Genomic DNA, 13,930 nt, shown 5'->3' with positions numbered 1-13,930 from the left:
GCTATCGCAGGCAAGCCAGCTCCTACATTTATTGGGTGCTCGCCGTTAAGCCCGCTCGACCAACATCCGCCCCACCATCTCCATATGCAGCGCATGGCAGAACCAGCTGCAGTAGTACCAATGCAGCCCCGGTTTGTCGGCGATAAAGGTGATGGAAGAGGTCTGCTGCGGGCTGATTTCCATGCTCACGCCATGGTTGGTCATGACAAAGCCGTGGGTCACGTCCTCGATCTGGTCGATGTTGGTGATGGTCACCGTGACCTCATCGCCATGCTTGACAGTGAATTCCGTCAGGCCATAGGTCGGTGCCATGGACGTCATGTACACCCGCACTTTCTTGCCGTCGCGGATCACCTTGTTATCGGTCTCCAGCTTGATCCCGTCCTTGGCCGCAATGGCCACGGTTTCGGCGAAGAACGGGTCGTTGCGCTCCCAGATTTTCTTGGTCTTGATCTGGTCGCGCCGCGCCATCACGCAGTCGTGGGGTTCGGCGAAGGTCGGGCCGTCGTGGACCAGTTTCATTTCATCGCCCGAGATGTCGATCAACTGGTCGTTTTCCGGGTGCAGGGGGCCGGTGGGCAGGAAGCGGTCCTTGGAGAACTTGCTCAGGACCATCAGCCATTGGCCGTCGGCATCCCGGGTTTCGGTGAGCGAGGCGTGGTTGTGGCCGGGTTGGTAATGCACATCGAGCTTCTGCTTGATGTAGTTGACCTTCTCGCCACCGTAGGCGCGGATGGCTTCGGCGATGTTCCACTTGACCACCTGGCTGTCGATAAACAGCGTGGTGTAGGCAAAACCCCGGCCATCGTAGGTGGTGTGCAACGGGCCCAGGCCCAGCTCCGGCTCGCCGACTACCACGCCGCGCGGGTCTTTGATCTTGTCGCTGAACAGGTCGTCGAGCTTGTCGATGGCAATGATGGTGCAGGTCGGCGACAGCTTGCCGTTGGCGATAAAGTACTTGCCATCCGGCGAGGTGTTGCAGCCGTGGGGGTTCTTCGGCACCGGGATATAGCGGGTGAATTCGCTGTCCTTGCCGTCGTCGCCCTTGCGCCCGTCCACCACCGGCACCTTGACGCCGTCGAGGTTGATGAACTTGCCGGCCTTGATCGCCGCCTCGATGCGCGGGATGTTGAACACCACCACCCAGTCGCGCTCGTTGCGCATCATGCCGCCCAGGTCGGAGGCCTTCTCCGAGTTGTAGCAGGTGGCCGCCGCGTATTTGCCGGTGTAGTCCATGTCGGCGTTGTCGAGGTTGCCGTCGACGATGACCTGGAAGGCCATTTCCATCTTCTCGGCGTCGATGGCGTTAAACAGGGTGAAACTGTTTTTGTCTTGCAGGTCGAAGGTGTGGCCGTCATTGGGGTGCGGGATGATGAACTCGGCGTTGCAGAACACATACTTGGTATACGGCACCTTTTGCAGGCGCAGGCCGTGGATCGCCTGGGCATTGGGCACGGTGACGATCTTGTCGCACTTCATGATATCCAGGCGGATCCGCGCCACGCGGGTGTTGGCCTTGTCGTTGATAAACAGGTATTTGCCGTCATAGCGGCCATCGGTGGTGGACAAGTGCGGGTGATGGCAATCGCCGTTCTGGTACTTGGCGCCCTCGCCCAGGATGCGCTTGCTCTCGTTGGTCAGGCCCCAGCCGGTGGCGGAATCGACGTTGAACACCGGGATACGCATCAACTCACGCATCGACGGCACACCCAGCACCCGCACCTCACCCTGGTGGCCGCCGCTCCAGAACCCGTAGTACTGGTCCAGCTCCCCCGGGCCCACATGGATCTTCGACTTCGCCTCCTTGGCCGCCGCCGCAAAGGACTCGCGGGTAAACACCGTGCCGCCGATGGCCGAGGCCCCTGCCAGCACCGCACCGGTGACGGCGCCAGTGCCAAGGAAGCCACGCCGGCTCATGCCTTCAGGTTCCGGGGTGGCCCCGGGCTTTTTCGCTTCGCTGTCGTTCATGATGTGCTCCAGATGGGAAAAGTGAGTGCCCAAGGCCGTCATTCAGGCACCGCCACCTGCACCACCGGGAGCAATTGCCCAGGGGTGGGTGCGGCCTTGTTGCGTTTCTTGCGCTGGTTGATCAGGGGCGGGCATTTGTGGTCGTTGTGCCAGGTCATCTGGCAATCGAGGCAGTAGTGGCATTCATTGGCGTTGATATGGCCGTCGGGGTGGATCGCCTGGATCTCACATTCCTTGGCGCACAACTGGCACGGATCGCCACACTCCTTGCGCCGCTTGAGCCAGTCGAACAGCCTGAACTTGCTCGGGATTGCCAGCGCCGCGCCCAGTGGGCAGAGGTAGCGGCAGTAGACTTTGCGCGTGAACAGGTTGATCAGCAGCAGCGCCACCGCGTACAGCACAAACCACCACTGGCGGTCGAAATGCAGGGTGATGGCGGTCTTGAACGGCTCCACTTCGGCAAACCGCTCGGCAGTGGCCATCGACTCCAGGGACAAGCCAAACAGCCCCAGCAGGATCAAATACTTGATCGCCCACAGCCGCTCATGCACGGCAAACGGCAGCTCGAACTGGCGCACCTTGAGCGTGCGCGCCGCCTCGTTGAGCAACTCCTGCAACGCCCCGAACGGGCACAGCCAGCCACAGAACACACCCCGGCCCCACAGCAGGATGCTGGCGGCGGTGAATACCCAGAGCATGAAGATCAGCGGGTCGGTGAGGAACAGCTCCCAGCGGAACTGCTGGAACAGCGCATGCACAAAGGTCAGCACATTGACCACCGACAATTGCCCCAGGGCGTACCAGCCGATAAACACCACGGTGAACAGCAGGTAGCCACGGCGTACCCAATGCAACAGGCGCGGGCGCCGGGCCAGGCTGTCCTGCAAAAACAGAATCACCGTCAGCAGCACCAGGGCGGCACCCAGCACCAGGACCTGCCACTGTTTCTGGTACCAGATCGTCAGCCACATCGGCCGGTTGGCTTCGTCGATGGCGGCTTGTTCGGCGGCAGTCGGCAACGGGCGTTCCAGGTACGCCTCGGGCATCTGGTACGGCAATTCAAAACTGGTAAAGGTGCCGCTGACCGGGCCGGTCTGGCGCCGCACCAGCAGCTCCAGGGTCCACGCCGAGCCAGGGTCGAACCCGGCCTGAGGGCGCACGATAAACACCGACATTTCATCGAACTCGGGCATGCCCTCGGCGAACACGTCGTACAGGCGCTGGTGGTCCATATCGCGGAAGCTGATGACATTGCCGAACTGGCGCAACTGCACCCGATCAAAAATCCCGCCGCGCACATAGCCCGAGCCCTTGAACGAAAAAATCCCGCGTCCCAGCACCGCGATGGCCTGCTCGCCGGGCTTGAGGCCCTGCATCAGCACGCGGTATTGCGCCTCGCCCAACAGGTTGCGGCCGATGGTCGGCGCGTTGAGATCGGCCACATACAAGTCGATAAACGTCTCGTCGACCTGCCCCGCCCCCGCCACGTCCACGCCTTCGGCCTCGGTGCCCTTGAAGGCTGCGTCCACCTGGCCGCGCGTCAGGTGCAAGCGGCGCACCGCGCCATTGCCGGTCAATTGCGCCCAGTTGGCGGGCTCGAACAGGTCAGCGCGCACCAGGGCGACTTTCTGCGCGGTGCTGGCCTTGTCCTCAACCAGCTTGAGCGACACCGCCACTTCGTGGGCGGCGCGCATGATCACCTCATTGACCACCATCGCCGTGACCGTGGCGCCGGCCACCGCATCCACGGTCACCGCCTGGCTGTCACTGGAATGCCCCACCACCACCCGCTGCTTGACGTTGATCCCGCTGTAGCGGGCGGTGAAATCATGCAACTTGGCCTCGGGAATGCCGATCAGCAGGATCGGCTCGTGGTGCTCCAGCACATAGGCATCGCGGATCACCCCAGCCGGGTCGAGGATCACCTGGGTATTGATCGGTTTGCCGGAATACGCGGGGATGTCCACCACATCCAGGCTCTGGAACACATAGCCGATGACCGCGCCTTTGGCCGACAGCGTGCGCACCTTGAACGGGCCTTCGGCGGCGGAAATGGCGTCGGCCTGGGGAAAGATCTTGTCGATGCGCTGCTGTTCGATCGCCCCATAGGACTTGGCCTGGGCCGGGCCGGCCAGGCCAAACAGCAGCACCAGGACAACCAGCCAGGTAACGGGACTTGCAGCCAGGGTAGCGAGGGTCGAGGGCTTGGGGCGGTTCATGGGCTCACTGACTTCAACGGCCGGAATATGAAGTCGATGGTAGGTGGCAGGTGGCCAGTGAGCCCTTGATTGAAATCAAGTCTGGAGGCGGTGCGGCGTTTGGGCGCTGGGCTACATGCCCAACCACTGCGGCAGCGCCAGTGAGATAAACGGCACGTACGTCACCAGCACCAGGAACGCCAGCAGGATCATCAGCCAGGGCATCGCTGCGCGGATGGTCTGGCCCAGGGTCAGGCCGGTCACCGCCGAGGTCACGAACAGGTTCAACCCAACGGGCGGATGCACCAGGCCGATCTCCATGTTCACCACCATCACAATCCCCAGGTGAATCGGGTCGATGCCCAGCTTCATCGCAATCGGGAAGAAGATCGGCGCCAGGATCAGCACAATGGCCGAGGGCTCCATAAAGCTGCCGGCAATCAACAGCACCACGTTGACCATCAGCAAGAAGCCGATCGGCGTCAGCCCTTCGGAAATGACCCAGGCCGTGATTTCCTGCGGGATCTGTTCGGTGGTCAGCACATGGGCAAACAGCATGGCGTTGGCGATGATGAACATCAGCATGATCGACAGGCGCCCGGACTCCAGCAGCACCTTGGGGCAATCCCTCAGGCGCATGTCCTTGTACACAAACAGCGCGACAAACGCCGAGTACACCGCCGCCACGGCTGCAGCTTCAGTGGGGGTGAACATGCCGCTGTAGATACCGCCGAGGATGATCACCAGCAGCAACAGGCCCCAGAACGCGCGACGGGCACAGCCCAGCCACTGGGCAAAGGTCGCCCGGGGTTGTGCCGGCAGCTTTTTGATACGCGCCACGATGTAGATCGCGATCATCAGCATCAGGCCCAGCAGCAAGCCGGGGATCACCCCCGCCATAAACAGCTTGCCCACCGAAGTTTCCGTCGCCGCCGAGTACACCACCATCACGATGGAAGGCGGAATCAGGATGCCCAGGGTCCCGGCATTGCAGATGATCCCCGCGCCGAACGCCTTGGGGTAACCGGAGCGCACCATGCCGGCCACGGCAATCGAGCCCACCGCCGCCACCGTCGCCGGCGATGAACCGGACAACGCGGCAAACAGCATGCACGCCAGCACCGCCGCAATCGCCAGGCCGCCACGGATATGGCCGACACAGGCGTTGGCAAAATCGATCAAGCGTTGCGCCACGCCGCCAGTGGTCATGAACGCCCCCGACAGCAGGAAGAACGGAATCGCCAGGAAGGTGTAGGCATCGCTGGTTTCAAACAGCTTGATCGCCAGGGAACTCAACGAATCCTGGCTGAACATCAGGATCGACATCGCGCCCGACAAGCCCAGGGAAATGGCGATGGGCACGCCGAGGAACATCAACACCAACAGCAGCAAAAACAGACAGAGAACGGCCATCAGTCACGCTCCTCATGGCTGCCGGCCAACTTGCTGGCTTCACCGGCTTCGTCGGCCAGCCCCAACCCGACCTGGCGGTGGGTAAACAGGCGGTAGAAAATTTCCAGGTAGCGGATCAGCACCAGAGCGAAACCAATCGGCACGATCAGTGCGATATGCCCCACTTCCAGGCCGAAATGGTCGAGGTCCTCGGCCCCGATCCCGGCCACCAGCACCGCACTCACCCACTTGTAGCTGGCCACCATGAACAGCCCGGCATAGGCCAGGCAGCACAGGCAGGCGAGCATCCCCATCAGGCGCTGGACCCGGCGTGGCGTCAGGCGCACCAGGGCATCCACCCCCAGGTGGCCGGCGGTGCGCACGCCATAGGAAATACCGAAGAAAATCAGCCAGCCGAACATCGCCTTGGTCAGCGCGACGCTCCAGGTCATGTCCTGGGCCCAGGTCATGGTGCCGTCGCCCAGGGCGTTGAAAAAACCGCTGCTCCAGGCCCACTTGTCGGCCAGGGCAAAAAACAGGGTGTAGATGTTGTTGAGCATGACGTAGACAAACGTCACCAGGGTCATGGCGGCCAGCAGGAAGGCGATAAAACCCTCCTCCAGGTGCTCCCAGACGCGCCTTAGGGATTGCATGGCAAAACCTCGCTTACAGGGAAAGGGGTCGCAACATGTGGGAGCGGGCTTGCCCGCGATGGGGCATCAACGGCCTCTCGGCGGGCTCAGACGCCGCCATCGCGGGCAAGCCCGCTCCCACATTGGGTCGGGGTCGCGCAGGCGATCAGTGGTTGGACGCGTCCGCGGCCTTGATCAGGTCAGCGCCAATCGGCCCCTCGAACTTCTGCCACACCGGGCGCATGGCTTCGCGCCATAGCTGGCGTTGCTCGGGGGTCAGCTCGATGATTTCGCTGGTCTTGGCGTCGATAATCTTCTGCTTGGCCGACTGGTTCAGCGCTTCGGCCTGCTTGTTCACCTCGACGGTGACCTCGCCCATGATCTGCTCCAGGGCGCTGCGCATCTCCGGTGCCAGGCCGTTCCAGAACTTGGCGTTGGTGATCACCATGTAGTCGATCAGGCCGTGGTTGGACTCGGTGAAGTATTTCTGCACCTCGTTGACCTTCTGGCTTTCATAGTTCGACCAAGTGTTTTCGGTGCCGTTGACCGTGCCAGTCTGCAAGCCCTGGTAGACCTCGGCAAAGCTCATCTTGCGCGGGTTGGCGCGGATCGCCTTGAACTGTTCCTCCAGCACGCTGGAGGCCTGTACGCGGAACTTCAGGCCACGGGCGTCCTTGGGTTCATGCAGGGCCTTGTTGGCCGACAGTTGCTTGAGGCCGTTGTGCCAATAGGCCAGGCCGAGGATGTTCTTGTCTTGCATCGACGTCAGCAGCTGCTTGCCCTCGGCCGCCTGGAAACGGTCGACGGCGGCCAGGTCGTTGAACAAAAACGGCAGGTCGTAGATCTGCACCTGCTTGGTGTATTGCTCGAACTTGGCCAGGGACGGCGCCAGCATCTGCACGTCGCCCAGCAGCAGCGCTTCCATTTCCTTGCCGTCACCGAACAGCGACGAGTTGGGGTACACCTCGACCTTGACCTTGCCCGCCAGGCGCTCTTCGGCAAGTTTCTTGAACAGCAGCGCGCCCTGGCCTTTGGGGGTGTTTTCCGCTACCACATGGGCGAACTTGATGACGATCGGATCGGCCGCCTGGGCCAGGCCTGCGGCAAACAACGTGGCGGCGCACAACAGCGCCCGAGAAAGCTTGAGCATGGGTATCACCTTTTTATTGTTGTGGTGGTGTCAGGCAAGGTGCCTGATGTGAGGCGTGTAGTGAATTTCAAATTTTTAAACCCTGCGTTCGGCCAAGCCGAACACCAGCCTTGGGAGCCATGCCTATCCCGTGTGCGAGCTGGCGTGGTCTGTCAGGGCTGTGCTGCCAGCAGCCTTTGGGCCCGCAGCAACACCGGCGCATCCACCATCTGCCCATCGATCTGGTAGGCCCCGGCCCCATGGGCGCCGGCTTCCACCACCCGCTGGGCCCAGGCCAGGTCCGCCGCACTCGGCGCCAGGGCTTGATGGATCACCGGCACCTGCTTGGGATGGATACACAGCGCCCCGGCAAAGCCCATTTCATAGGCATGCCGGATCGAGCGGCGCAGGCCCTCCGGGTCGTCGATCGCCGGGTGTACACCGTCCAGCGGTGCCACCAGGCCGGCGGCGCGCGAATGCACGATCAGCGCCAGGCGCGCCTGATCCAGGGCAAAGTTCGCCGCCGCCGAGGGGCTGCTCAGGTTCAGGTCCAGCGCCAGGTCCAGGCCACCGAACGACAGGCGCTCGACCTGCGGCGCATGGGCGATTTCAGCCACAGCCAGCAAACCTCGCGCACTTTCGATAATCGGCCAGATGCGTTTGCCGGCGGCGGCCACCACGGCCACCTGGGCGGCGCTCTCCACCTTCGGCAGCAGCACCCCGGCCACATTGCCGTGGGCTTTGCAAAACGCCACATCGGCACAGTGCTCAGCGTGTTCCGGGGCATTGATGCGTACCCACACGCAGGCCTCGGGGTTGGCCGTTAAAAACCCGCCGAGGTTGTCCCGGGCCTGGCGCTTGAGGGGTTCTTCCACCGCGTCTTCAAAATCCACGATCACCGCATCGGCGCCACTGGCCAGCGCTTTGGCAAAGCGCTCGGGGCGGCTGCCCGGCACGAACAAGGCAGAACGAATCAACGACATCACTGCACTCCTGATTAGATAACGCCGCGTACCCGCAGGCTGTCGATGGCTTCACCCGAGTAGCCAAGCGCTTGGAGAATCCCCTGGCTGTGCTGCCCCAGCCCCGGTACGCCATCCATCCGCGGGGTAAACGCGGCATTGCGCGCCGGTGGCAATAGCGCCGGCAGCGACCCCGCCGGGCTGTCGACTTCACGCCAGCTGTCGCGGGCCTTGAGTTGCGGGTGGTCCCACACCCCTTGCATATCGTTGACCCGCGCACTGGCGATCTGCGCGTGTTCCAGGCGCTGGATCACGGCTGCGGCGTCCAGTTGGGCAAAGCTGTCGACAATGATCTGGCGCAGCCCTTCGCGGTTGGCCGAACGCTTGAAGTTGGCCGAGAAGCGCTCATCCGTCGCCAGCGCAGGGGTGAGCAGTACCTTGTCGCAGAACGCCGCCCATTCGCGTTCGTTCTGCAAACCGAGCATCACCGTGCCGCCATCGCCGGTGGGGAACGGCCCGTAGGGGTAGATCGTCGAATGCGCCGCGCCGGCCCGCGGTGGCTGCGGGGCACCGTCGAAGGCGTAGTACATCGGGTAGCCCATCCACTCCACCAGGCTTTCCAGCATGCTCACGTCAATGCGGCTGCCTTTGCCGGTCTTGCCGCGCAGCAGCAGTGCCGACAGGATGCCGCTGTAGGCGTACATGCCGGCGGAGATATCCGCGATGGAGCAACCGGCCTTGGCCATCTGCTCTTCACCCGGGCCACCGGTCACCGAAAGAAAACCGCCCTCGCTCTGGATCAGCAAGTCATAGGCTTTCTTTTTCTCATAGGGCCCGCCTTCGCCGTAGCCGGAAATATCGCAGACAATCAGCCGTGGAAAACGCGCCTGCAAGGCCTCGAACGACAGCCCCATCCGCGCTGCGGCACCGGGTGCCAGGTTCTGCACCAGCACGTCGGCCTCGGCCAGCAAGGTGTCGAGGATCGCGCCGGCCTCCGCCTGCTTGAGGTCCAGGGTCAGGCTTTCCTTGGAGCGGTTGGTCCACACAAAATGCGAGGCCAGGCCGCGCACGCGCTCGTCGTAGCCACGGGCGAAATCACCGCTGCCCGGGCGTTCGATCTTGATCACCCGCGCCCCCAGGTCAGCCAGTTGGCGGGTACAGAACGGTGCAGCAATCGCGTGTTCCAGGCTGACCACGGTAATGCCGTCCAGCGGTCGTTGATTAGCAGTCATGACAATTCCTCAAAGCCAATGGGCCATGGATGCGGCGTTGCGCAGGTTCCAGGCTTTTTCGATCAAGGCGCGGGCCTGGGTCGGCGTGCGGGCGCCGCTGAACTGGCAGAGGCGCAGGAACTTGTCCGCCAACTGCCCACGGTCCAGGGTGTTGCCGGGGTCACCCTTGGGCTCGTCAACCGCACCGTGCAACGTGCGGCCATCGACGCAGGTCACGGTGACGCGGCCCAGCCAGCGCTGCGGATAGGCGTCATCGACGGCACGGTCGAAGGTCATGCTGACCTTGTCGCGAAACGCCGCGACGGCGGGATCGCTCAGGGCCCACTGATGAAACTCGGTAAGCCCGGCCTTGCCATGCACGGCAATCAGGCCGAGCACAGTGCCCATGGAGAACTTGGCCTGGTGCACGGTGACGGGCACGGTCACACGGCCGAGCACATCAATGGCGCCTTGGTACACGCGGGTCTCGACCCTGGCGATGTCCGCAGCGGCCAAGCCTTCGCGCTGCATCAAGCCCAGCAACGCATCGGCGGCCGGGTGGGTATGGCGGCACGAGGCATGGAACTTGAACGAGGTTTCCAGCAGCGCCCAGCGGCTACCGAGGCCGGCAGACAATTTGCTCGGTTCGGCATCGCTGGACATGCCCGCCGCCAAACCCTGCTCGCCTTCAAGGATATTGCGCGCACCGCTCAGGCCATCCGCCGTCAGGTACGCGGCCAGCAAGCCATCCGCTGCGGCCTTGGCCGTGTGCAACTGCTTGGAATCGGCGGCATCGCGCAGGAACTCCCAGAGCCCGGCGGCCTGGGTGCCGGCGCTGCCGAGCAGGTTGATAAATTGCTCCTCGTCAAAATCCAGCAACTTGCCGACCGCCACCGCCGCCGCCAGGGTGCCGACCGTGGCCGTGGTGTGGAAGATGCGGTAGTGGGAACGGCCCATGAATTCGCCAATGCGAATCCCGGCCTCATACCCGGCCACCGCAGCCAACAGCAACTCGCGGCCGGACTTGCCGAGGTCTTGCGCGGCGGCCAGGGCGGCGGGAAACACCACGGTCGCCGGGTGCAGCACCGAGCTGTTATGCAGGTCATCCTGCTCCACCAGGTGCGACGAGGCGGCGTTGACCAGCGCGGCAAAATACGCGCTGCTGCTGGCGCCGTTGACGATTATCTGCGCAGGCCCGGTGGCTGGGCCCATTTTTTGCGCATAGCGCTCGAACAAGGGAATCGGGTGCGAGCCTTGGCTGGCCAGCGCCGAGGCCAGCCAATCCAGATACAGCTCTTCGGTACGCGCCAGCACCGCGTCGGGCAATTGCGCGTCATGCAATTCGGCGAGGAACCGACACAAGGCTTGGGTATGACTCATGCGCAGGCCCTCAGAAGCTGCGTGGCAGTTCGAGCAGATGCTCGGCCACGTACGACAGGATCAGGTTGGTGGAGATCGGCGCCACCTGGTACAGGCGCGTCTCGCGGAATTTGCGCTCCACGTCGTACTCGCAGGCAAATCCGAAGCCGCCGTGGGTTTGCAGGCAGGCGTTGGCCGCTTCCCAGGACGCCTTGGCCGCCAGGTACTTGGCCATATTGGCGCTCGCCCCGGCATTGACGCCGCGGTCGTATTCCTCGCAGGCACGCCAGCGCATCAGGTCCGCCGCCTCGATTTCGATATGGGCTTCGGCAATCGGGAACTGCACGCCCTGGTTCTGCCCGATGGGCCGGCCAAACACCACGCGCTCGCGAGCATAGGCGCTGGCCTTTTCGATAAACCAGCGACCGTCGCCGATGCATTCGGCGGCGATCAGCGTGCGTTCGGCGTTGAGGCCGTCAAGGATGTATTTGAAGCCCTTGCCCTCCTCGCCAATCAGGCTGTCGAGGGGCAGCTCAAGGTTGTCGAAGAACAACTCGTTGGTCTCGTGGTTGACCATATTGGCGATGGGTTGCACGGTCAGGCCGTTGCCGATGGCCGCGCGCAGGTCCACCAAAAAGATCGACATGCCTTCGGACTTTTTCTTCACCTCGGCCAGCGGCGTGGTACGCGCCAGCAGGATCATCAAGTCAGAATGCTGCACCCGCGAGATCCACACCTTTTGCCCGTTGATCACGTACTTGTCGCCGCGCCGAATCGCGGTGGTCTTGATCTTGGTGGTGTCGGTGCCGGTGGTGGGCTCGGTGACGCCCATGGACTGCAGGCGCAGTTCGCCGCTGGCCAGCTTGGGCAGGTAGAAGCGCTTTTGCGCCGCGCTGCCATGGCGCAACAGGGTGAACATGTTGTACATCTGCCCGTGGACGGTGCCGGAGTTGCCGCCGCAGCGGTTGACCTCCTCGAGGATCACCGAGGCTTCGGCCAGGCCCAGGCCAGAGCCGCCGTATTCCTCGGGGATCATCGCCGACAGCCAGCCGGCTTTCGTCAGGGCCTTGACGAAAGCCTCGGGGAAGCCCTTTTCTTCATCGATTTTGCGCCAGTACGCGGCGTCGAATTCAGCGCACAAGGCGCGCACGCCCTCGCGGATGGCGTTGAGTGCTTCGTGGTCATGGGGGGTCATTAACGGCTCTCCGCCTGTTGTTCTTGGATTATTCAAAATGCACTTCAGCCTGCTGCGCCAGGCCAGCAGCGTTACCGGCCCATAGCTGGGCGACACCGGCTGCCGTCACCCGCCCGCCCACCTCGAACGGCTGCGGCGCAATCAACGGGCGCACACCGCGATAGGCAAAACGGCGCAAGGTGGCGTCGGGGTGTGCCCGGCAAAAAGCACGCAGGCTCAAGGTGGCGATCAGCGGCCCATGTACCACCAGCCCTGCATAGCCTTCGGTGCCGGTCACGTAGGGGTAGTCGTAGTGAATGCGGTGGCCGTTGAAGGTCACGGCGCTGTAGCGAAACAGCAGGGTTGGCGTGGGGTCGATCGCCTCATACCAGTCGCCCCGGGCCAGGGCCTCGCCGCTGCCAGCCTTGGGCGGCGTGGGCTCGCGGTAGACGATGTCCTGTTCCTCACGGATGGCCAGGCGGCCATCCTGGGCGTAGTCGTGGCGCACGGTGACAAACAGCAGCGAACCGCTGCGTCCGGTCTTTTCCTCGACCCGGGTGATGGTCGACACGCGAGTCGCCGCCTCACCGGCACGTAAGGCCTGCAGGAACTCGATACGCCCACCGGCCCACATGCGGTTGCGGTTATCGGCCGGCGGCAGGAACCCGCCACGGGCCGGGTGGCCGTCGGCGCCCAGGGCGCTTTCCGCCAGCGCGTCCTGGAAAAAGCACCACTGCCATAGCGGCGGTAGAGCCGCACCGTCGTCCGGTACGGCCTCGCCGAAGGTGGCGGCGATGCGTTTGAGCAGGTTGCGGCTCAGGTGGTCGTGGGCGGTTTCGCTTCGGCCAATCCAATCAGTGGCGCTCATCGGGGGCAGGTCCTCGGGCAGTGAGTGTCTGCCCCGGATCATGCAAGCGCCTGGCCGTTCTGAGAATTTGCATTTCAATAAACCAGCGTTCGGTTATGCTGAACGCCGCTGTCTTTACCCGGGAGCCTTGCATGCACTTCGACCTGGCCGACCTGCGCCTGTTTATCCATATCGCCGAATCCCCCAGCCTGACCCAGGGCGCCAAGCGCGCGTTTCTCTCGCCGGCAGCCGCCAGTGCACGGATCAAGGCCCTGGAAGGCCAGCTGGATACGCGCCTGCTGTACCGCGACAGCCGTGGCGTGGAAATCACCCCGGCCGGGGAACGACTGCTGCATCACGCCCGGCTGATCATGCGCCAGGTCGATTACCTGAAAAGCGAATTCACCCAATATGGCGCCGACTCCGCCGGGCATATCCGCATCTTTGCCAATACCACGGCGGTCACCGAGTTTCTCCCGGAAATCCTCGCCGGCTTCCTCTCCCAGCGCCCCGGCGTGACGGTGGACCTGCAAGAACGCCTGTCCCGTGACATCGTGCGCGGCGTGCTCGACGGCACCAGCGACATGGGCATCATCGCCGGCCCCGTCCAGGCGCCGGGCTTGCAGGTCTTGCACTTCAGCACCGACCACCTGGTGCTGACAGTGCCGGCGGGCCATCCCCTGGCCAACCAGCCCTCGGTGACCCTGGAACAGACCCTGGCCTACCAGCATATCGGCCTGCACGAAGGCAGCACCTTGCTCAGTTTCTTGCGTGAACACGTCGAGCGCCTGGGCAAACAACTGTCCCTGCGTATCCAGATGTCGAGTTTTGAAGCCATCTGCCGGATGGTCGAAGCCGGGGTGGGTATCGGCATCATCCCCGAGTCCGCCGCCGTGCGGCACAGTCGGACCATGCAACTGGTGACCATCAAGCTCGATGAACCCTGGGCGGTGCGCGAGCGCAGCATCCTGGTACGCGAACTGGATGCCCTGCCGGGGGCGATCCGCGCACTGATTGCGACGCTGAGGCCACCGGCTTAACAGTCTTTGACAGTTTCC

General features: G+C 63.5%; 11 protein-coding genes. 1 reads left to right on the top strand and 10 read right to left on the bottom strand.

The genetic code is table 11. The features are described 5' to 3' along the window. Positions 1 to 45: 45 nt before the first annotated feature. The 10 genes from nosZ to AC07W7_RS03360 form a co-directional block, all read right to left on the bottom strand. Complete coding sequence (gene nosZ / locus AC07W7_RS03405) at positions 46 to 1,968, bottom strand: TAT-dependent nitrous-oxide reductase (RefSeq protein ID WP_495038680.1); 1,923 nt, start codon at positions 1,966 to 1,968, stop codon at positions 46 to 48. A 38-nt stretch (positions 1,969 to 2,006) separates the two neighbouring features. Continuing rightward, positions 2,007 to 4,187 carry a transcriptional regulator NosR gene (gene nosR, locus AC07W7_RS03400; protein WP_495038679.1) on the bottom strand — a complete coding sequence of 727 codons (2,181 nt, stop codon included), beginning with the start codon at positions 4,185 to 4,187 and terminating at the stop codon, positions 2,007 to 2,009. A gap of 111 nt (positions 4,188 to 4,298) precedes the next feature. Further along, entirely contained in the window at positions 4,299 to 5,579 is a 1,281-nt protein-coding gene (gene dctM / locus AC07W7_RS03395) for a C4-dicarboxylate TRAP transporter large permease protein DctM (protein ID WP_076963997.1), read from the bottom strand. Next, positions 5,579 to 6,211: a TRAP transporter small permease gene (locus tag AC07W7_RS03390; protein ID WP_495038678.1), complete on the bottom strand. Its 633-nt coding sequence runs from the start codon at positions 6,209 to 6,211 to the stop codon at positions 5,579 to 5,581. Before AC07W7_RS03390 ends, dctM begins: the two co-directional genes overlap by 1 nt. A 145-nt stretch (positions 6,212 to 6,356) precedes the next feature. Continuing rightward, positions 6,357 to 7,340 carry a TRAP transporter substrate-binding protein gene (locus AC07W7_RS03385; protein WP_076963995.1) on the bottom strand — a complete coding sequence of 328 codons (984 nt, stop codon included), beginning with the start codon at positions 7,338 to 7,340 and terminating at the stop codon, positions 6,357 to 6,359. Positions 7,341 to 7,492: 152 nt separating this feature from the next. After that, positions 7,493 to 8,302, bottom strand: a complete 810-nt coding sequence (locus AC07W7_RS03380) for an HpcH/HpaI aldolase/citrate lyase family protein (RefSeq protein ID WP_495038677.1) — start codon at positions 8,300 to 8,302, stop codon at positions 7,493 to 7,495. Between the two features lie 14 nt (positions 8,303 to 8,316). Continuing rightward, on the bottom strand, positions 8,317 to 9,513 hold the full coding sequence (locus AC07W7_RS03375; RefSeq protein WP_495038676.1) for a CaiB/BaiF CoA transferase family protein: 1,197 nt from the start codon (positions 9,511 to 9,513) through the stop codon (positions 8,317 to 8,319). Positions 9,514 to 9,522: 9 nt separating this feature from the next. After that, entirely contained in the window at positions 9,523 to 10,872 is a 1,350-nt protein-coding gene (locus tag AC07W7_RS03370) for an MmgE/PrpD family protein (RefSeq protein ID WP_495038675.1), read from the bottom strand. Between the two features lie 10 nt (positions 10,873 to 10,882). Further along, a complete protein-coding gene (locus tag AC07W7_RS03365) occupies positions 10,883 to 12,046 on the bottom strand; it encodes an acyl-CoA dehydrogenase family protein (RefSeq protein WP_495038674.1) in 1,164 nt (387 codons plus the stop codon). Between the two features lie 28 nt (positions 12,047 to 12,074). Then, positions 12,075 to 12,893 carry an HTD2 family dehydratase gene (locus tag AC07W7_RS03360; RefSeq protein ID WP_495038673.1) on the bottom strand — a complete coding sequence of 273 codons (819 nt, stop codon included), beginning with the start codon at positions 12,891 to 12,893 and terminating at the stop codon, positions 12,075 to 12,077. 131 nt (positions 12,894 to 13,024) lie between these two features. Between AC07W7_RS03360 and AC07W7_RS03355 the strand changes: the two genes are divergently transcribed. Then, the gene (locus AC07W7_RS03355; protein ID WP_076963989.1) at positions 13,025 to 13,912 is read left to right on the top strand and encodes a LysR family transcriptional regulator; all 888 of its coding nucleotides are present in this window, start codon (positions 13,025 to 13,027) and stop codon (positions 13,910 to 13,912) included. Positions 13,913 to 13,930: the final 18 nt, after the last annotated feature.

It is taken from the genome of Pseudomonas sp. GW821-FHT01D09, assembly GCF_059422465.1.
This window is presented reverse-complemented; position numbering and strand designations above follow the sequence as displayed.

Excerpts from the sequence above, each read along its gene's own strand:
- nosZ (WP_495038680.1), bottom strand. The coding sequence starts at position 1,968 with ATGAACGACAGCGAAGCGAAAAAGCCCGGGGCCACCCCGGAACCTGAA.
- nosR (WP_495038679.1), bottom strand. The coding sequence starts at position 4,187 with ATGAACCGCCCCAAGCCCTCGACCCTCGCTACCCTGGCTGCAAGTCCC.
- dctM (WP_076963997.1), bottom strand. The coding sequence starts at position 5,579 with ATGGCCGTTCTCTGTCTGTTTTTGCTGCTGTTGGTGTTGATGTTCCTC.
- AC07W7_RS03390 (WP_495038678.1), bottom strand. The coding sequence starts at position 6,211 with ATGCAATCCCTAAGGCGCGTCTGGGAGCACCTGGAGGAGGGTTTTATC.
- AC07W7_RS03385 (WP_076963995.1), bottom strand. The coding sequence starts at position 7,340 with ATGCTCAAGCTTTCTCGGGCGCTGTTGTGCGCCGCCACGTTGTTTGCC.
- AC07W7_RS03380 (WP_495038677.1), bottom strand. The coding sequence starts at position 8,302 with ATGTCGTTGATTCGTTCTGCCTTGTTCGTGCCGGGCAGCCGCCCCGAG.
- AC07W7_RS03375 (WP_495038676.1), bottom strand. The coding sequence starts at position 9,513 with ATGACTGCTAATCAACGACCGCTGGACGGCATTACCGTGGTCAGCCTG.
- AC07W7_RS03370 (WP_495038675.1), bottom strand. The coding sequence starts at position 10,872 with ATGAGTCATACCCAAGCCTTGTGTCGGTTCCTCGCCGAATTGCATGAC.
- AC07W7_RS03365 (WP_495038674.1), bottom strand. The coding sequence starts at position 12,046 with ATGACCCCCCATGACCACGAAGCACTCAACGCCATCCGCGAGGGCGTG.
- AC07W7_RS03360 (WP_495038673.1), bottom strand. The coding sequence starts at position 12,893 with ATGAGCGCCACTGATTGGATTGGCCGAAGCGAAACCGCCCACGACCAC.
- AC07W7_RS03355 (WP_076963989.1), top strand. The coding sequence starts at position 13,025 with ATGCACTTCGACCTGGCCGACCTGCGCCTGTTTATCCATATCGCCGAA.